Origin of the sequence: Klebsiella sp. Shm-1 (genome assembly GCF_040804525.1) — a bacterium.
Taxonomy (GTDB): domain Bacteria; phylum Pseudomonadota; class Gammaproteobacteria; order Enterobacterales; family Enterobacteriaceae; genus Klebsiella; species Klebsiella pneumoniae.
On record NZ_CP161823.1, the window covers coordinates 5,124,351 to 5,142,570 of the forward strand.

The window sequence follows — 18,220 nt, forward strand, 5'->3', positions numbered from 1 at the left end:
ATCCGGCGCGTAACTTAGTACAGTTTCTTCGCGCAATCCAGCCAGTCGTTCTTGAACGGACGCTTCATGTTCTCGATGGCATCGATGATGTCGTGGTGCACCAGCTTCTCGTTCTGGATGCCGACGCAACGGCCGCCATGGCCCTGTAGCAGCAGCTCAATCGCATAGGCGCCCATGCGGGAAGCCAGGATGCGGTCGTAAGGAACCGGGGAACCGCCGCGCTGAATGTGGCCGAGGACGGTGGCGCGAGTTTCACGGCCAGTCTCTTTCTCGATGTAGCTTGCCAGCTCGTCAACGTCGCACATGTGCTCGGTGATGGCCACGATAGCGTGTTTTTTCCCTTTCGCGATACCGGCTTTGATTTCTGCCACCAGATCGTCACGGGTATATTCCACTTCAGGCACCATGATAAACTCACAGCCGCCGGCAATCGCCGCCGCCAGGGTCAGGTCGCCACAGTAACGGCCCATCACTTCCACCACGGAGATACGCTGGTGCGAAGAGGAGGTGTCGCGCAAACGGTCAATCGCTTCCACCACGGTGCTCAGGGCAGTAAAGAAGCCGATGGTGTAGTCAGTGCCTTTGATATCGTTGTCGATAGTGCCCGGCAGGCCGATGCATGGGAAGCCCATCTCGGTCAGGCGCATCGCCCCCATATAGGAACCGTCACCGCCGATAACCACCAGCGCGTCCAGGCCGCGCTTCTTCATGTTTTCGATAGCCACAGCGCGGATGTGTTCTTCGCGGAATTCCGGGAAGCGAGCGGAGCCCAGGAAGGTGCCGCCGCGGTTGATCATGTCGGAAACGCTGTAACGGTCGAGCTGAACCATACGGTCTTCATACAATCCGAGGTAACCGTCATAGATTCCAAAAACTTCCAGACCTTCCGTTAATGCCGCGCGCACAACGCCACGAATTGCTGCGTTCATGCCCGGCGCATCACCGCCACTTGTCAACACACCGATTTTCTTAATCATGACTACCTCTGAACTTAGGAAGCAAAAAATAATTCTGTTGCCTGAAGCGCTCCCTCACCAGGAGTGCACGACGCTAATGACAATAGTATATCAAACGCCTCAAGCTGAATTGATTCAGGTCAGACCAAACGGCGGTAATTTATACAAAAAATGCCGATCTGCCCCACATTTTTACATCGAGTTTACAGACTATAACCTAACGCTCAAAAAAGCCCTGCTGCGCCGCTGGCACCACAGAGCTGGGATCCTGATGGATAATGACATCGGACCCCGGGAAACGGCGCAGAATCGCCTGCTCCACCTGGTCTGCAATCACGTGGGCTTGCACCAGCGGGAGGTTATCTTCCATTTCCAAATGAATCTGAATAAAGCGGGTCGGCCCTGACTGCCGCGTTCGTAGATCGTGCGCCCCGCGGATGCCGGGCCATGCGGTCACGATGGTGATAATGTCCTGACGCTCCTCGTCAGGCAAGGCGCGGTCGAGTAGTGACTGAACCGCCTCATAGCCCATCCGCAGCGCGCTATATAAAATATAGATGCCAATCCCCAGGGCAAACAACGCGTCGGCGCGATGCCAGCCGTACCAGGAGAGGCCCAGCGCCACCAGAATGGCGCCGTTCATCATAACATCAGACTGATAATGAAGCATATCCGCCCGCACCGCCTGGCTCTGGGTTTTTCGCACCACCCAGCGCTGGAAAGTCACCAGCGCCAGCGTACTAACGAGGGCGATCAATGTGACGACGACCCCGACGCCGGCGGCCTGCAGCGGCTCCGGACGCACCAGGTGCTGAATGCCGGTGAGAAACAGGAACAGCGCCGAGCCGGAGATAAACATGCTTTGCGCCAGCGCCGCCAGCGACTCCGCTTTGCCATGACCAAAGGTATGTTCTTCATCAGCAGGCTGTAGCGAATAGCGAACCACCAGCAGGTTGGTCAGCGAGGCGGCAATGTCCACCAGCGAATCCACCAGCGCAGCCAGAATACTGACAGAACCGGTATACCACCACGCAAAAATTTTGATCAAAAGTAACGCGGAGGCCATAGCCGTCGCGGCGATAGCGGCGCGACTGACCAACCGGCCATAAGATTGATTCATATAGGCTCCTTCTCCTGCAATGCGCTTAGTATAACCCGAACTTGTGACGCTCACGGGATAGGCGAAGGAGTTGATTTACCGTAAAAAGGGCAAAAAAAACCCCCACATCATGTGGGGGAAGACAGGGATGGTGTCTATGGCAAGGAAAACAGGGTTTGTTACTGGGGTTGCAGGGTGTTGCTACTACTCGAAAGCATCATCGCTGAGCCTTTCTGCATCCTTGCAACCTCACGCAACTGATCCATACGCTGCTGGTGCTTAGCATTTAAAACCGCTTGCTGCTCTGGCGTAAGCAGGTGGTACATCTGGTTGCGAACCTTAGCCATCTCGACCTGGCGGGCAACCTGTTCCTGCGCCATCTTTTCTGCCTGAGCGCGCACAGCGTTTTCATCAAAATTTTCTGCGGTGACAAGGCGATGCATTGTCTCCATTTCGCTAACATTAACGGGGAGCCTGTCGTGGCGTGCCCGTTGCATAAGATCCCGTAACTGCTGACGTTGCTGCTCGGTTAAACTTATGCCGTCAAACATATGGCTTTGGCTACCGCGCTGTCCCCCGTCGTCTCCGGGGAGCCAGTTAACGCTGGTAACGACTTCAGCGGCCTGGCTATATGCACTTAGCGCCAGCGTTGAGGCCATGACGGCAGCGATAACATTGCGCATCACATACTCCCAAAACGTTTGTGTCGCGATTCAACGAGAGACAGTCTACGATTCAGGCTGCAAACATGCGTCAGGGGGTGTAAAACAACGTAAAGTCATGGATTAGCGGGCCTTGATGACGTAATTTCTGCCTCGGAGGTATTTAAACAATGAATAAAATCCTGTTAGTTGATGATGACCGGGAGCTCACCTCCCTGTTAAAAGAGCTGCTCGATATGGAAGGTTTTAACGTGCTGGTGGCCCATGATGGGGAACAGGCGCTGGCCCTTCTGGACGACAGCGTTGATTTATTGCTGCTCGACGTGATGATGCCGAAGAAAAACGGTATCGATACGCTGAAAGAGCTGCGTCAGACACACCAGACTCCGGTTATCATGCTAACAGCGCGCGGAAGCGAGCTGGATCGCGTTCTCGGCCTCGAGCTGGGCGCGGATGACTATTTGCCTAAGCCATTCAACGATCGCGAGCTGGTGGCCCGTATACGCGCGATTCTGCGCCGTTCCCACTGGAGCGAGCAGCAGCAGACGACCGAAGCCGGCTCACCAACCCTGGAAGTGGATGCCTTAAGCCTCAATCCGGGCCGCCAGGAAGCCAATTTCGATGGCCAGACGCTGGAGCTCACCGGCACCGAGTTCACCCTGCTCTATCTGTTAGCGCAGCATCTCGGTCAGGTAGTCTCCCGTGAGCATTTAAGCCAGGAAGTGTTAGGCAAGCGCCTGACGCCGTTCGACCGCGCCATCGATATGCATATTTCCAACCTGCGGCGTAAGCTGCCGGAGCGCAAAGATGGCCATCCGTGGTTTAAAACGCTGCGTGGCCGCGGGTATCTGATGGTTTCCGCTTCATGATTGGAAGTTTGACTGCACGCATCTTCGCCATCTTCTGGCTCACGCTGGCGCTGGTGTTGATGCTGGTGCTGATGTTGCCCAAACTGGATTCCCGGCAGATGACCGAGCTGCTGGAAAGCGAGCAGCGTCAGGGCATCATGATCGAGCAGCACGTCGAGGCCGAGCTGGCCAACGATCCGCCAAACGACCTGATGTGGTGGCGTCGTTTGTTTCGCGCCATCGATAAATGGGCGCCTCCGGGACAACGCCTGCTGCTGGTGACCAGCGAAGGCCGCGTGATCGGCGCAGAACGCAACGAAATGCAGATCATTCGTAACTTTATCGGCCAGGCCGATAACGCCGATCATCCGCAGAAAAAACGCTATGGCCGCCTGGAAATGGTGGGCCCGTTTTCCGTCCGGGACGGGGAGGATAACTATCAGCTCTATCTGATTCGTCCCGCCAGCACCTCACAATCCGACTTTATCAACCTGCTGTTTGACCGGCCGCTGCTGCTGCTAATCGTCACGATGCTGGTCAGCGCCCCGCTGCTGCTGTGGCTGGCGTGGAGCCTGGCGAAACCGGCGCGTAAGCTGAAAAATGCCGCCGATGAAGTCGCCCAGGGCAACCTGCGCCAGCATCCGGAGCTGGAAGCCGGGCCGCAGGAGTTTTTAGCCGCTGGCGCCAGTTTTAACCAGATGGTGACGGCCCTGGAGCGGATGATGACCAGCCAGCAGCGGCTGCTGTCCGATATCTCGCACGAGCTGCGCACGCCGCTTACGCGCCTGCAATTAGGTACCGCCCTGCTGCGTCGCCGCAGCGGAGAGAGTAAGGAGCTGGAGCGTATCGAAACTGAAGCGCACCGGCTGGACAGCATGATCAACGACCTGCTGGTGATGTCGCGCAATCAGGCGAAAAACGCCCTGGTCAGCGAGACGGTGAAAGCCAATCAGCTATGGAACGAAGTGTTGGACAATGCGGCCTTTGAAGCTGAGCAGATGGGGAAATCTTTCACCGTTGAGTATCCGCCGGGCCCATGGCCGCTGTACGGTAACCCTAATGCGCTGGAAAGCGCGCTGGAGAATATCGTGCGCAACGCCCTGCGCTACTCGCATACGAAAATTTCCGTCAGCTTCTCGGTGGATAAAGACGGGATTACGGTTAACGTCGATGACGACGGCCCGGGAGTCAGCCCGGAAGATCGCGAACAGATTTTCCGGCCATTCTACCGGACCGACGAGGCGCGCGACCGCGAGTCCGGCGGCACCGGCCTGGGGCTGGCGATTGTCGAAACCGCTATTCAGCAGCACCGCGGCTGGGTGAAGGCCGACGACAGCCCGCTGGGTGGTCTGCGTTTAACAATCTGGCTGCCGCTGTATAAACGAACCTGACGCCGACCCGGCCTGCGCTGTGCGGCGCTGCGCCGGGAGCATCCCCGGGAATACTTAATATGGGGGATTATTTCCCCCATAATCTCCGCGAACTATCCTCTATCTTGCCGCTTAAACGCCGTTTCTGCATCGTTCGGCTCCAGCTAACAGACAGGCCCGCTGCCGACAATAAGCGGTGGTACTGATCATCATCAAACGGCATCTGCCAGGCAATCGCCCCGGCCTCATGAACGCTGACATCACTCAGCCGGGAAACCAGCTCGAGCGGCGCATCGCTGGAAACTTGCCCTCCGGCAATCACCCGGTACAGCCAGCCGGTTTTTCCGCTGTTTTGCATCAGCTGCGCCATATCATTGATCGCAAAATGAAAGTTGAGCTTGAAGCACGGCGATCGCGGCTGGGTGACCTGGATCAGCGCCTCGCCCCAGCGAAAGATATCGCCGATATAAACGTTTTGCTCGGTAAGCCCGGTGGTGGAGAGGTTTTCGCCGAACGCCGGCGCGCAGAACCGCTCGGCCTGCTGGGGGAAGTCACGGATCCAGTCGGCATAGTGTTCGCGCGGATAATGACACAGCGCGCGGTCCGGCCCGCCGTGGATTTTCTTCTCCGCCTGCTGGTCCCCATCGAGACCGAGATCGCCGAGCTGCAATTCTCCGTCGACCTGGATTTTGTCGATCGCGCTGGGGCGACTGCCCGCGTAGTCCCTGATTTTGCCGACAAAGACATTCACCGGATAATGCATGGCTGCTCTCCTTGCTACAGATATAAAAAAAGCGAGTCATCAGACTCGCTTCTCTTTTAGCGCAATGCAACCTTATTTTTTGGCGGCAAAACGCGCTGCAGCTTCGTCCCAGTTCACTACGTCCCAGAAGGCTTTGATGTAGTCCGGGCGGCGGTTCTGGAATTTCAGGTAGTAAGCGTGTTCCCAGACGTCCAGGCCGATAATCGGGAAGCCGGAAGCGCCGGAAATGGCTTCGCCCATCAGCGGGGAATCCTGGTTGGCGGTGGAGACAACGGCCAGTTTGTCACCTTTCAGGACCAGCCACGCCCAGCCGGAGCCGAAACGGGTAGCAGCGGCTTTTTCGAATTCCGCTTTGAAGTTCTCCACGGAACCGAAATCGCGCTCGATAGCCGCTTTCAGGTCGCCCTGCAGGGTGGTACCGGTTTTCAGGCCTTTCCAGAACAGGCTGTGGTTCGCGTGGCCGCCGGCGTTGTTACGCAGTACGGTTTTTTTGTCAGCCGGCAGCTGATCCAGCTTGGTAATCAGCTCTTCAGCGGACAGGTTAGCGAACTCCGGCAGGCTTTCCAGCGCGGCGTTGGCATTGTTCACGTAGGTCTGGTGGTGTTTAGTGTGATGGATCTCCATCGTCTGCTTGTCGAAGTGCGGTTCCAGAGCATCGTAAGCGTAAGGCAGGGATGGCAGGGTATAGCTCATAATCATCTCCATTATTGTCGAGCGGCTCAAGTGTTAACGCCGCGTAAGCAGTTTGTCCATTATAGTTAATTAAATGGTATTGAAAATGCTTATCAATGCCGTATTTTTCATATGGATATAACCAGAAGAAATACCCGTCGTTTTGTGATGTAGAACAACTAATTAAGCCCATGGTTGCCAGGGTTCGCCATCCTGTGGCAACGTCCTGAAGGCGGCCAAAGCTGCCAATTTTTACACTCATCCCATCGGAAGCCGCCGTCTCCGATAAAAAAGATGAGGATAAAATCAATGAACCACGCGATTACGATGGGTATTTTTTGGCATTTGATAGGGGCCGCCAGTGCCGCCTGTTTCTATGCCCCGTTCAAGAAAGTAAAACACTGGTCGTGGGAAACCATGTGGTCGGTCGGGGGGATCGTCTCCTGGCTGATTCTGCCCTGGGCCATCAGCGCCACGCTGTTACCCGACTTCTGGGCCTACTACCGCTCTTTTAGCGCCTCCACGCTGCTGCCGGTCTTTCTGTTCGGCGCCATGTGGGGCATTGGTAATATCAACTATGGCCTGACCATGCGCTATCTTGGCATGTCGATGGGGATTGGCATCGCCATTGGCATCACGCTGATTGTCGGCACGCTGATGACGCCGATTATTAACGGTCAGTTTGCAGTGCTGATGCACACCCAGGGCGGTCAAATGACGCTGCTCGGCGTGCTGGTGGCGGTGATTGGCGTCGGCATCGTCACCCGCGCAGGCCAGCTGAAAGAGCGCAAAATGGGCATCAAAGCCGAAGAGTTCAATCTGAAGAAAGGGCTTCTGCTGGCGGTAATGTGCGGTATCTTCTCCGCAGGGATGTCGTTCGCGATGAACGCCGCCAAACCGATGCATGATGCCGCCGCGGCGCTCGGCGTCGACCCGCTGTACGCAGCGCTGCCAAGCTACGTGGTGATTATGGGCGGCGGGGCGCTGGTTAACCTTGGCTTCTGCTTTATTCGTCTGGCGAAAGTGAAGAACCTGTCAGTCAAAGCCGATTTCTCGCTGGCCAAACCGCTTATCATCAGCAACCTTCTGCTCTCCGCCCTCGGCGGTCTGATGTGGTACCTCCAGTTCTTCTTCTATGCCTGGGGCCACGCCAGCATTCCGGCGCAGTATGATTATATGAGCTGGATGCTGCACATGAGTTTCTACGTGCTGTGCGGCGGTGTGGTGGGTCTGGTGCTGAAGGAGTGGAACAACGCCGGCCGTCGTCCGGTGAGCGTCCTGAGCCTCGGCTGCGTGGTGATTATCATCGCCGCCAATATCGTCGGTCTGGGAATGGCCAGTTAATCACCGGATCATATGCCTGACAACGACGCTCTTCAGGCGGCGGCGCGACTGCGCTGCCGCCACTGCCCCGGCGACATGCCGATTTCCCGGCTAAAAACCACCGAAAAGTAGTTACTGTCCTCAAAGCCGCACTGCATGGCGATATCGCCGATTAAGCGCTCGGTATGCTGCAGCAGATACTGCGCATGGCAGATCCGCAGCTGGCGTAAATAGTGATTGATGGTCATCCCGGTTTGCTGGCGAAACTGCTGGCGAAGCGCCCGCTCGCTGCCGCCCTCCTGCTCGCAGAAACGCTCCAGAACAAAGGGGCGGCTAAGGCTGGCCGCCAGCGCGGCCAGCAGTTTGTCCAGCAGCGCTTCGCGCTGCGTCGCCGCGGGATCATCCGTCGCGTAGCGATGGCGCTGCAACGTCAGCGCCAGCTGGGCAAAAAGCAGTTCGGCCATCGCATTTCCCTGCGCGTCGCGCCGGGCGCACTCATGCTCAAGCTGGCTAATCACCTGGCGCGCCTGCGCCATACCTGTGCTGCCCATGCGCCAGTGGGGCTTCCACGGCGTGCCGAAGAGGCCAGGGATCGCCCCGGCCCAGTCAAAATTGAGCTGCAGCCGCTCCGGGCAATAGATGATGTTCTGCAGAACCAGATCGTTAACGGAAGCATAGGAGTGTTTATCTTCGGCGCGAATGTAGAACAGATCGCCGCGGGTAATGCGCCAGGGGCGATCGTTAAGGACGTGCAGCCCGTTGCCTCGCCACACCAGCACCAGCTCGCAGAACTCATGGGTATGTTCGGCAAAGACATTTTGCGGGTAGCGGTCTGCCACCGCCACTGCCTGTGTGGCGGAAGGGAAAAACTCCTCTTTACGTAAAATCAGACCGGCCACGGCTCACACTCCAAACGCGGATAACGGCGCATTATTCGCGTTTTTAGTCTGCAATACGTTGACTCTTCTCGCGTTACTGAAGAATGGCGTCGCGCCCCTGGCGGATATCGCGCGGCGACCAGTCGAACTCCCGGCGAAAAAGCGTCGAAAAGTGGTTACTGTCGCCGAAGCCGCAGCGAAAAGCGATATCAGTCACGCTTTCATCGCTGTGGCGCAGCAGGTGGCGGGCTTTCATCAGGCGCACCCGATTAAGATAGCGCTGTGGCGTCAGACCGGTCTGCTGCTTCAGCTGGCGGTGCAGCGTACGCAGCGACAGCGAAAACTGCGCCGCCACCTCCTCCCAGCAGATCTCCTGCGCAAAATGGTCTTCGAGCCAGGCCAACAGCTGATTCAGCCGCGCATCGTTGTTGGTGGCCTCTTCCGCAAGGCTGCTTTTACGTAACAGCACCAGCAGCTGCATAAACAGGATCTCACGGCTGGCGACGGCATGAGTATCCGTATCGCTCCCCACGGCCTCGATCTGCGCCACGATATGCCGCACCTGTTGCAGGACGGTTTGATTCACCCGCCAGTGCGAGGGGTAGTTTCCTTCCTGTTCCTGGGGCAGTAGTTGACTGACCCCGGCGAGAAAGCGAAACGCATCCGGCGCGCGATAGAGCACATTGGTCAGACACAGATTATCCGTGTGCTCGTAAAGATGGCGGTCGTGATCGCGGATAAAACAGACCGAACCGCCGCCAATGGTGTAGGGCTGGCCATTGAAGACGTGAATACCCGATCCCTGCTCCACGATAACTATTTCATGGAAATCATGGTGATGTTCCGGAAAGGCCGACTGAGGGAGGCGGGGTTCAATAGCCACCGTCGAGATCCCGGCCTTAAAGAAATCCGTACTGTGCAATATGGTCATGATGCCACCCTCGTAATGAGAAAAATTATCAGTCACCGGCTGATAGTAATGAAGGGTTGGCTATCCGGCCTTCAATTTTTGACCGCGAAATTCGTAAATCCTGCCGCTTTTTCAAGAATCAGCCGGAAAGATGCGGAACTGCGGAGGCCATCACATCCCCCTCGCCATCCCCTAAAACCGCAAACTGTGATGTCCCTCACGGTCACCTTTGCTTTCTTGCCAGCGGCCAGTTTTGGCTGTCCGTAGCGAGAAGGTGTCAGTAAACGGCCTTTTTTAGACTGCGGACAATGATTTTAAGAAGGATCGTTTCATGAGTATTCGTCATTGTGTCGCTGTCGATTTAGGCGCCTCCAGCGGGCGGGTGATGCTCGCCAGCTATCAGCCCGGGCCGCGCGCCCTGACGCTGCGCGAAATTCATCGCTTCACCAATAGTCTGCAGAAAGTAGACGGCTTCGACTGCTGGGATGTAGATAGCCTGGAAGGCGAGATCCGCCGCGGGCTGGAGAAAGTGTGTGAGCAGGGCATTCTGATAGACAGTATCGGCATCGATACCTGGGGGGTAGATTATGTCCTGCTGGATAAGCAGGGCCAGCGCGTCGGGCTGCCGATTTCCTATCGTGACGACCGCACCCAGGGCCTGCTGCGTCACGCTGAAGCGCAGCTGGGCCGGGCGGAAATCTATCGCCGCAGCGGCATTCAGTTTTTGCCGTTTAACACGCTTTATCAGCTGCGCGCGCTGGTGGAGCAGCAGCCGGAGCTGGTCAGTCAGGCTGCCCATGCCCTGCTGATCCCCGACTATTTCAGCTTCCGCCTGACCGGCAATCTGAACTGGGAATATACCAACGCCACCACCACCCAGCTGGTCAATATTAACAGCGATAGCTGGGATGAGACGCTGCTGAACTGGACCGGCGCGCCGTTGGCGTGGTTCGGAAAGCCGACCCACCCCGGCAATGTGATAGGCCACTGGATCTGCCCGCAGGGTAACCGAATTCCGGTAGTCGCTGTCGCCAGCCACGACACCGCCAGCGCGGTGATCGCCTCCCCGCTGGCCGACCGCCATGCCGCCTATCTCTCCTCCGGCACCTGGTCGCTGATGGGGTTTGAAAGCCTGACGCCGTACACCTGCGACGCGGCGCTGCAGGCCAATATCACCAACGAAGGCGGAGCCGAAGGCCGCTATCGGGTGCTGAAAAATATCATGGGCCTGTGGCTGCTGCAGCGGGTGCTAAAAGAGCAAAACGTCAGCGACCTGCAGGGGCTGATCGCCCGCACCGCCGCGCTACCGGCGTGCCGCTTCATAATTGACTGCAACGATGACCGCTTTATCAACCCGGCCAGTATGAGCGCCGAGATCCAGGCCGCCTGTCGCGACGCCGGGCAGCCGGTTCCTGAAAGCGATGCCGAACTGGCGCGCTGCATTTTCGACAGCCTGGCGCTGCTCTACGCCCGGGTGCTTAACGAGCTGGCGGCGCTGCGCGGCCACCCCTTCAGCCAGCTGCATATCGTCGGCGGCGGCTGTCAGAACACGCAGCTCAACCAGCTGTGCGCTGACGCCTGCGGGATCGCCGTCGTGGCCGGCCCGATAGAGGCCTCCACCCTCGGCAATATCGGCATCCAGTTAATGACCCTCGACGAGCTGGCCAATGTCGATGAGTTTCGTCAGGTAGTGCGCGGCAACGCGGCGCTCACCACTTTTACCCCCAATCCTGATAGTGAAATTGCCCGTTTCGTGGCGCAGTTTCAGCCACAACAGACCAAGGAGCTTTGCGCATGACCACTCAACTTGAACAAGCCTGGGAAATTGCTAAGCAGCGCTACGCCGCCGTCGGCGTGGATGTCGAGGAGGCCCTGCGCCAGCTGGACCGTCTGCCCGTCTCCATGCACTGCTGGCAGGGTGACGACGTCGCCGGTTTCGAAAACCCGGCGGGAAGCCTGACCGGCGGTATCCAGGCGACCGGCAACTACCCGGGCAAAGCGCGCAATGCAGAAGAACTCCGCGCCGACCTTGAGCAGGCGCTGAGCCTGATCCCGGGGCCAAAGCGTCTCAATCTGCACGCTATTTACCTGGAATCCGACGCGCCGGTAGCGCGCAATGAGATTAAGCCGGAGCACTTTAAAAACTGGGTTACGTGGGCGAAAGCCAACAAACTGGGGCTGGATTTCAACCCCTCCTGCTTCTCGCATCCGCTGAGCGCCGACGGCTTTACCCTGTCGCACGCCAACGATGAGATCCGCCAGTTCTGGATCGACCACTGCAAAGCCAGCCGCCGCGTATCCGCTTATTTTGGCGAACAGCTGGGCACGCCGTCGGTGATGAATATCTGGGTGCCGGACGGCATGAAGGATATAACCGTTGACCGCTTCGCCCCGCGCCAGCGGCTGCTGAACGCCCTTGATGAGGTGATCAGCGAGAAGCTCGACCCGGCGCACCATATCGACGCCGTGGAGAGCAAGCTGTTCGGCATCGGCGCCGAAAGCTACACCGTCGGCTCCAACGAGTTCTATATGGGTTACGCCACCAGCCGTCAGACGGCGCTGTGCCTCGATGCCGGCCACTTCCATCCGACGGAAGTGATCTCCGACAAGATCTCCGCCGCCATGCTCTACATCCCGCGCCTGCTGCTGCACGTCAGCCGCCCGGTGCGCTGGGACAGCGACCACGTGGTGCTGCTGGATGATGAAACCCAGGCCATCGCCAGCGAAATCATTCGCCATAACCTGTTTGACCGCGTGCACATCGGCCTCGACTTCTTCGATGCCTCCATCAACCGCATCGCGGCCTGGGTGATTGGCACCCGCAATATGAAAAAAGCGCTGCTGCGCGCCCTGCTGGAACCGACCGCCCAGCTGCGCCAGCTGGAGAACGACGGCGATTACACCGCCCGCCTGGCGCTGCTCGAAGAGCAAAAATCGCTGCCGTGGCAGGCCATCTGGGAGATGTACTGTCAGCGTCACGACACGCCGGCGGGCAGCCAGTGGCTGGACAGCGTACGGGCTTATGAGAATGCGGTTCTGAGCCAGCGCGGGTAATGCACGAGCTTCCCCGGGTCGCGGCTGACGCCTTACCCGGGCTACGAACCGGTAGCCCGGATAAGCCGTTTACGGCGCAATCCGGGGGCACGCACATATTTAGGGTGAGGGGGTCAACCCCGCACCGAATCAACAGGAAAGACAAGACTATGCAGACCATTATCGACGCCTGGTTCGTCCAGGGCATGATCAAAGCCACCTCCGACGCCTGGCTGAAAGGCTGGGACGAACGCAACGGCGGCAACCTGACGCTGCGTCTGGATGAAGCGGATATCGAACCTTACGCGGCGGATTTCCACGCCAAACCGCGCTATATCGCCCTCAGCCAGCCGATGCCAACCCTGGCCAACCAGCCGTTTATCGTCACCGGCTCCGGCAAATTCTTCCGTAACGTCCAGCTCGACCCGGCCGCTAACCTCGGCGTGGTGAAGGTCGACAGCGACGGCGCGGGATACCATATCCTGTGGGGCCTGACGGAGGATGCCGTCCCGACCTCCGAGCTGCCGGCACACTTCCTGTCGCACAGCGAGCGCATCAAACTGACCGGCGGCAAAGACCGGGTAATCATGCACTGCCATGCCACCAACCTGATCGCCCTGACCTATGTTCTGGAGAACCACAGCGATCTTTTCACCCGTAAGCTGTGGGAAGGTAGCACCGAATGTCTGGTGGTCTTCCCGGATGGCGTCGGCATTCTGCCGTGGATGGTGCCGGGCACCGATGAAATCGGCCAGGCGACCGCCGAAACCATGCAAAAACACTCGCTGGTGCTGTGGCCGTTCCACGGCGTCTTCGGCAGCGGCCCCACGCTGGATGAGACCTTCGGCCTGATCGATACCGCCGAGAAGTCCGCCGAAGTGCTGGTGAAAGTCTTGTCGATGGGCGGGATGAAGCAGACCATCACCCGCGACGAGCTTATCGCCCTTGGCAAACGCTTCAACGTGCAGCCGCTGCAGTCCGCTTTAGATCTTTATCCATAACAACATCGCGCCCCGCTCACCGAGACGGGGCGAAATATCACCTGCAAACCCTACAAAACTAACTCATGTGGAGTAAAAGCAATGAAAACAAAGACAAGCTTGATCCTCACCGTTGCCGCCCTGGCGTTGTCCGGTTCCGCCTTAGCCGAAGTTAAAATCGCCCTTGTGGCGAAATCGCTGGGAAATGGCTTCTTCGAAGCCGCCAACGTTGGCGCCCAACAGGCAGCCAAGGAGTTAGGTGATGTCAAAGTGATCTACACCGGCCCGACCACTACCACCGCCGAGGCGCAGATCGACGTGCTGAACGGGTTGATCGCCCAGGGGGTGGATGCGATCGCCATTTCCGCCAACGATCCGGACGCGGTGGTGCCGGTGCTGAAAAAAGCGATGCAGCGCGGCATCAAGGTGGTCTCATGGGACTCCGGCGTGGCGCCGGCAGGCCGTCAGATCCATCTTAACCCCTCAAATAACGCCTTAATTGGCGAAACCAACGTCAAGCTTGCCGCCGATGCGCTGCAGGCGCTGAACGTTGAGAAAGGCGAGGTGGCCGTGTTAAGCGCCACCCCAACCTCCACGAACCAGAACATCTGGATTGAGGAGATGAAAAAGGTGCTACCGCAGTATCCGTCGGTGCAGCTGGTCACCGTCGCCTACGGTGACGATCTGTCGGATAAAAGCTACCGCGAAGCGGTGGGTCTGCTGAAATCATATCCGGACCTGAAAGTCATTGTCTCGCCGTCGTCGGTGGGGATTGTTGCCGCCGCGCAGGCGGTGAAGGACCAGGGCAAAATCGGCAAAGTGTATGTCACCGGGCTGGGGCTGCCGTCGGAAATGGCCGGCGCGATCAAGTCCGGCGCCAGCAAAAGCTTCGCCATCTGGAACCCGATTGACCTGGGCTACGCCGCCACCTATCTGGCCGACGATTTAGTCAAAGGCACGGCGACCAAAACCGAAGCCAGTATGGGCAAGCTGGGCAAAGTGAAGCTGGACGCCGAGGGGAATGGCGCGATGGCCAAGCCGTTTGTCTACGATGCGAGCAACATCGATAAGTTCTCGAAAATTTTCTAATCCTTGTTCCCTCACCCCGGCCCTCTGCGCGATGCGGCCAGCGGACGCCGGACCGTTCCCTCGCCCCTGTGGGGGAGGGTTAGGGTGAGGGGTGATTTTTGTGGAGAACTATCATGTCAGCATCAACGCCACTGCTGTCGCTGAAGGGGATCACCAAAATTTTTCCCGGTGTGCGCGCCCTTGAGAACGTGCAGCTTGATCTCTGGCCCGGCAAAGTGACCGCCTTAATCGGCGAAAACGGCGCGGGGAAATCCACGCTGGTCAAAGTGATGACCGGTATTTATCAGCCCGAAGAGGGCGAGATCCTCTATAAAGCGATCCCCATTCATCTGCCAACGCCGGAGTCGGCGCATAAGGTAGGGATCACCGCCATTCACCAGGAAACCGTGCTGTTTGACGAACTCTCGGTCAGCGAAAACATTTTCGTCGGCCAGTATCTGTATAAGGGACTGCTGAAAACGCTCGACTGGCCGGCGATGCACCGCAGAGCCAACGAGATCCTCACCCGGCTGGAAGTCCAGATCGACCCGCGAGCCACGCTGAAAACCCTCAGCATCGCCCAGCGTCACATGGTGGCGATTGCCCGGGCGCTGGCTTTCGACGCCCAGGTGGTGATCCTCGATGAGCCGACCGCCGCGCTTTCCCAGCATGAAATCCTCGAGTTTTATCACATCGTTGAGCGTCTGAAGCAGGACGGCAAAGCGATCCTGTTTATCTCGCATAAGTTCGATGAAATCTTCGAGCTGGCCGATTATTACACCATCCTGCGCGATGGGGTGTACGTCAGCTCCGGGGCGATAAGCGACATCACCGAAGAGCGGATGGTGTCGATGATGGTGGGCCGGGCGATCAGCCAAACCTACCCGAAAGTCGACTGCACCCCCGGAGAAACGGTGCTGGAGGTGACCGATCTCTGTCATCCTACCGAGTTTGCCCATATCAGCTTCCGCCTGCGCAAGGGAGAAATTCTCGGCTTTTACGGCCTGGTGGGCGCCGGACGCACCGAGCTGATGCAGGCGCTCTCCGGTGTCTCGCGCCCCTCCTCCGGCGAGATCCGCCTGAACGGCAGAACCATGCGCTTTCACCAGCCCGCCGACGCCATCCGCGCGGGCATCGTCTGCGTGCCGGAAGAGCGGCAGAAACAGGGAGCGATCATCGCCCTGCCTATCGCCCAGAACATCAGTTTACCGCAGCTCAGCAAGCTCAACCCTAACGGCGTCCTGAACGACGCCCGGGAATGGCGGCTGGCCGACGAGTACGCCTCGCGCCTGCAGGTAAAAGCCTTCAGCTGGCGGCAGCCGGTGGAGACCCTCTCCGGCGGCAACCAGCAGAAAGTGGTGATTGGCAAATGGCTGGCGACCCAGCCCGAGGTGATCATTCTCGATGAGCCGACCAAAGGCATCGATATCGGCTCAAAGGCCGCCGTGCATCAGTTTATGTCCGAGCTGGTCAGCCAGGGGCTGGCGGTGATTATGGTGTCGTCAGAGCTGCCGGAAGTGATGGGCATGGCCGACCGGATTATCGTAATGCACGAAGGGCAGATGGTCGCCGAGTACCGGGCCGGGGAAGCGACGGCGGAAACCATCGTTAGCGCCGCTAGCGGCATCGGCCAGGAGGCGGCATGATGGGACACGCATGGCTGAAACATCGCGAAGCGCTGCTGGCGGTGGTCATTATTTTGATGATCGGCGCCATCGGCAGCCGGGCGCCGTCGTTCGTTTCACCGGGCAATCTGGTGGAGATGTTTAACGATACCGCCATCCTTATCATCCTCGCCCTCGGCCAGATGATGGTGTTGCTCACCAAAGGCATTGATCTGTCGATGGCCGCCAACCTGGCGCTGACCGGGATGATCGTCGCCCTGCTTAACGCCCACTATCCGGGTATTCCGGTGGTAGCGCTGCTGGCGCTGGCGACTCTGCTGGGCCTGCTGATGGGAGTAATTAACGGCCTGCTGGTCTGGCGCCTCGGCATTCCCGCCATTGTGGTGACCCTGGGCACCATGAGCATTTATCGCGGCATTATCTTCCTGCTGACTGACGGCGGCTGGGTTAACTCACATCAGATGAGTGCTGATTTTCTCAGTCTGCCGCGCAGCCCCCTCCTTGGGCTGCCGCTACTGAGCTGGTGCGCCATCGCCGCGCTGCTGCTGGTGGGTTATTTCCTGCACTACAGCCGCACCGGCCGGGCCTTATACACCGCGGGCGGCAACGCGACGGCGGCATACTACACCGGCATTAACGCCGGAAAAATGCAGTTCGTCAGCTTCTGTCTCTCCGGCGCGCTGGCCGGCTTCTGCGGCTATCTGTGGATCTCGCGCTTCGCCGTCGCCTATGTCGACGTCGCCAACGGTTTTGAACTCCAGGTGGTCGCCGCCTGCGTGATCGGCGGTATCAGCACCATGGGCGGAAGCGGACGGGTGCTGGGCTGCCTGTGCGGCGCGCTGTTCCTCGGGGTCATTAATAACGCCCTGCCGGTGATCGGCATCTCGCCCTTCTGGCAAATGGCGATTTCCGGGGCGGTGATCGTCATGGCGGTGCTGCTCAACGAGCGCGGCAATCGCGGTCACGGGCGGTTAATCCTGCGCAACGCGGCGTTAGCCAGACAGAAACAGGCGGTGAAATCATGAGCAAAATGATGGTATCTGAAGAGATGAAAAACGCCCCGGCCGCGCCGTCGCCGCTGCGCCGCCTGCTGTGCTGGGAAGGGTTTTTACTGGCGGTCACCCTGGCGGTATTTATCGGCAACGCCGTGGCTTCCCCGTACTTCCTCAATATCTGGAACCTGTCGGACGCCACCTTTACCTTTACCGAGAAGGCGATCGTCGTCCTGCCGATGGCGATGCTGATTATCGCCCGGGAAATCGATCTGTCGGTAGCCTCGACGATGGCGCTCAGCTCAACGGTGATGGGCTTCTGCGCGGCAGCGGGGATGGACACTCCGCTGCTGGTGGTCATCGGCCTGGGCGTAGGTCTGCTGTGCGGCCTGTTCAACGGCTTGCTGGTGACCCGCTTTAACCTGTCGTCCATTGTGATCACCATCGGCACCATGAGCCTGTATCGCGGCATCACCTATATCCTGCTGGGCGATCAGGCACTCAATCACTATCCGGAGAGCTTTGCCTGGTTCGGCCAGGGGTACGTGTGGGGGGCGCTCTCTTTTGAGTTTGCGCTGTTTATCCTCCTCGCGGCCGCCTTCACCTTTCTGCTGCATAAAACCAACTTTGGTCGCCGGACCTACGCCATCGGCAATAACCCGACCGGCGCCTGGTTCTCTGGGATCAACGTTAAGCGTCATAACCTGGTGCTGTTCGCGCTGGTTGGGCTGATGGCCGGGCTGGCGGCAGTCCTGCTGACCTCACGGCTCGGCAGTACCCGCCCCACCCTGGCGATGGGCTGGGAGCTGGCGGTTGTCACCATGGCGGTGCTCGGCGGCGTCAATATTCTCGGCGGCTCCGGCAGCATGCCCGGGGTGATCATCGCCGCCTTTCTGATGGGGCTGGTGACCTTCGGCCTGAGCCTGCTGAACGTCCCCGGCATCGTGATGTCGGTGATTATCGGCGCCATGCTGATCGTGGTGATCTCCCTGCCGATTATTACCCGGCGGATGATGCAGCGAAGACGATGTTAATTTCCCC

17 protein-coding genes are annotated in these 18,220 nt (G+C 58.7%); 10 read left to right on the top strand and 7 right to left on the bottom strand.

Annotated features, from left to right (window positions below; all coding sequences use genetic code 11):
* Positions 1-14: 14 nt before the first annotated feature.
* The 3 genes from pfkA to cpxP all read right to left on the bottom strand — a co-directional run bounded on the left by pfkA (position 15) and on the right by cpxP (position 2,738).
* Positions 15-977 (bottom strand): 6-phosphofructokinase, encoded by a 963-nt coding sequence (gene pfkA / locus AB1E37_RS24965; protein WP_002882911.1) that lies wholly within the window; start codon positions 975-977, stop codon positions 15-17.
* A gap of 196 nt (positions 978-1,173) precedes the next feature.
* Positions 1,174-2,076, bottom strand: coding sequence for a CDF family cation-efflux transporter FieF (gene fieF / locus AB1E37_RS24970; protein WP_002882907.1), 903 nt, complete (start codon positions 2,074-2,076; stop codon positions 1,174-1,176).
* A 158-nt stretch (positions 2,077-2,234) separates the two neighbouring features.
* On the bottom strand, positions 2,235-2,738 hold the full coding sequence (gene cpxP, locus AB1E37_RS24975; protein ID WP_002882903.1) for a cell-envelope stress modulator CpxP: 504 nt from the start codon (positions 2,736-2,738) through the stop codon (positions 2,235-2,237).
* A 149-nt stretch (positions 2,739-2,887) separates the two neighbouring features.
* Here cpxP and cpxR point away from each other — a divergent pair, with 149 nt between their 5' ends.
* A complete protein-coding gene (gene cpxR, locus AB1E37_RS24980) occupies positions 2,888-3,586 on the top strand; it encodes an envelope stress response regulator transcription factor CpxR (RefSeq protein ID WP_002882901.1) in 699 nt (232 codons plus the stop codon).
* Positions 3,583-4,956 (top strand): envelope stress sensor histidine kinase CpxA, encoded by a 1,374-nt coding sequence (gene cpxA / locus AB1E37_RS24985; protein WP_002882898.1) that lies wholly within the window; start codon positions 3,583-3,585, stop codon positions 4,954-4,956. Before cpxR ends, cpxA begins: the two co-directional genes overlap by 4 nt.
* A 67-nt stretch (positions 4,957-5,023) precedes the next feature.
* Here the strand turns inward: cpxA and yiiM are convergent, their stop codons facing one another.
* Together yiiM and sodA are read right to left on the bottom strand one after the other, a co-directional pair.
* Positions 5,024-5,698: a 6-hydroxyaminopurine reductase gene (gene yiiM / locus AB1E37_RS24990; RefSeq protein ID WP_002882896.1), complete on the bottom strand. Its 675-nt coding sequence runs from the start codon at positions 5,696-5,698 to the stop codon at positions 5,024-5,026.
* A 72-nt stretch (positions 5,699-5,770) separates the two neighbouring features.
* Positions 5,771-6,391: a superoxide dismutase [Mn] gene (gene sodA / locus AB1E37_RS24995; RefSeq protein ID WP_002882894.1), complete on the bottom strand. Its 621-nt coding sequence runs from the start codon at positions 6,389-6,391 to the stop codon at positions 5,771-5,773.
* A 288-nt stretch (positions 6,392-6,679) separates the two neighbouring features.
* Here sodA and rhaT point away from each other — a divergent pair, with 288 nt between their 5' ends.
* On the top strand, positions 6,680-7,714 hold the full coding sequence (gene rhaT, locus AB1E37_RS25000) for an L-rhamnose/proton symporter RhaT (protein WP_002882892.1): 1,035 nt from the start codon (positions 6,680-6,682) through the stop codon (positions 7,712-7,714).
* Between the two features lie 32 nt (positions 7,715-7,746).
* On the opposite strand, the gene rhaR is transcribed toward rhaT, so the two are convergent.
* Both rhaR and rhaS (AB1E37_RS25010) read right to left on the bottom strand, forming a co-directional pair.
* Positions 7,747-8,592, bottom strand: coding sequence for an HTH-type transcriptional activator RhaR (rhaR, locus tag AB1E37_RS25005; RefSeq protein WP_002882891.1), 846 nt, complete (start codon positions 8,590-8,592; stop codon positions 7,747-7,749).
* 73 nt (positions 8,593-8,665) lie between these two features.
* A complete protein-coding gene (gene rhaS, locus AB1E37_RS25010) occupies positions 8,666-9,502 on the bottom strand; it encodes an HTH-type transcriptional activator RhaS (RefSeq protein WP_004146257.1) in 837 nt (278 codons plus the stop codon).
* 310 nt (positions 9,503-9,812) lie between these two features.
* Here rhaS (AB1E37_RS25010) and rhaB point away from each other — a divergent pair, with 310 nt between their 5' ends.
* The 7 genes from rhaB (at position 9,813) to AB1E37_RS25045 (ending at position 18,213) form a co-directional block, all read left to right on the top strand.
* Positions 9,813-11,279, top strand: a complete 1,467-nt coding sequence (rhaB, locus tag AB1E37_RS25015) for a rhamnulokinase (RefSeq protein WP_032448330.1) — start codon at positions 9,813-9,815, stop codon at positions 11,277-11,279.
* Positions 11,276-12,535: an L-rhamnose isomerase gene (rhaA, locus tag AB1E37_RS25020; RefSeq protein WP_004150375.1), complete on the top strand. Its 1,260-nt coding sequence runs from the start codon at positions 11,276-11,278 to the stop codon at positions 12,533-12,535. The genes rhaB and rhaA overlap by 4 nt, the downstream gene beginning before the upstream one ends.
* 149 nt (positions 12,536-12,684) lie before the next feature.
* Complete coding sequence (gene rhaD / locus AB1E37_RS25025; protein WP_002882882.1) at positions 12,685-13,515, top strand: rhamnulose-1-phosphate aldolase; 831 nt, start codon at positions 12,685-12,687, stop codon at positions 13,513-13,515.
* Between the two features lie 81 nt (positions 13,516-13,596).
* On the top strand, positions 13,597-14,583 hold the full coding sequence (gene rhaS / locus AB1E37_RS25030) for a rhamnose ABC transporter substrate-binding protein (protein WP_002882880.1): 987 nt from the start codon (positions 13,597-13,599) through the stop codon (positions 14,581-14,583).
* A gap of 113 nt (positions 14,584-14,696) precedes the next feature.
* Positions 14,697-16,208 (top strand): sugar ABC transporter ATP-binding protein, encoded by a 1,512-nt coding sequence (locus tag AB1E37_RS25035; protein ID WP_004151860.1) that lies wholly within the window; start codon positions 14,697-14,699, stop codon positions 16,206-16,208.
* On the top strand, positions 16,205-17,212 hold the full coding sequence (locus AB1E37_RS25040) for an ABC transporter permease (RefSeq protein ID WP_004901717.1): 1,008 nt from the start codon (positions 16,205-16,207) through the stop codon (positions 17,210-17,212). Before AB1E37_RS25035 ends, AB1E37_RS25040 begins: the two co-directional genes overlap by 4 nt.
* Complete coding sequence (locus tag AB1E37_RS25045) at positions 17,209-18,213, top strand: ABC transporter permease (protein WP_002882873.1); 1,005 nt, start codon at positions 17,209-17,211, stop codon at positions 18,211-18,213. The genes AB1E37_RS25040 and AB1E37_RS25045 overlap by 4 nt, the downstream gene beginning before the upstream one ends.
* Positions 18,214-18,220 lie beyond the last annotated feature (7 nt).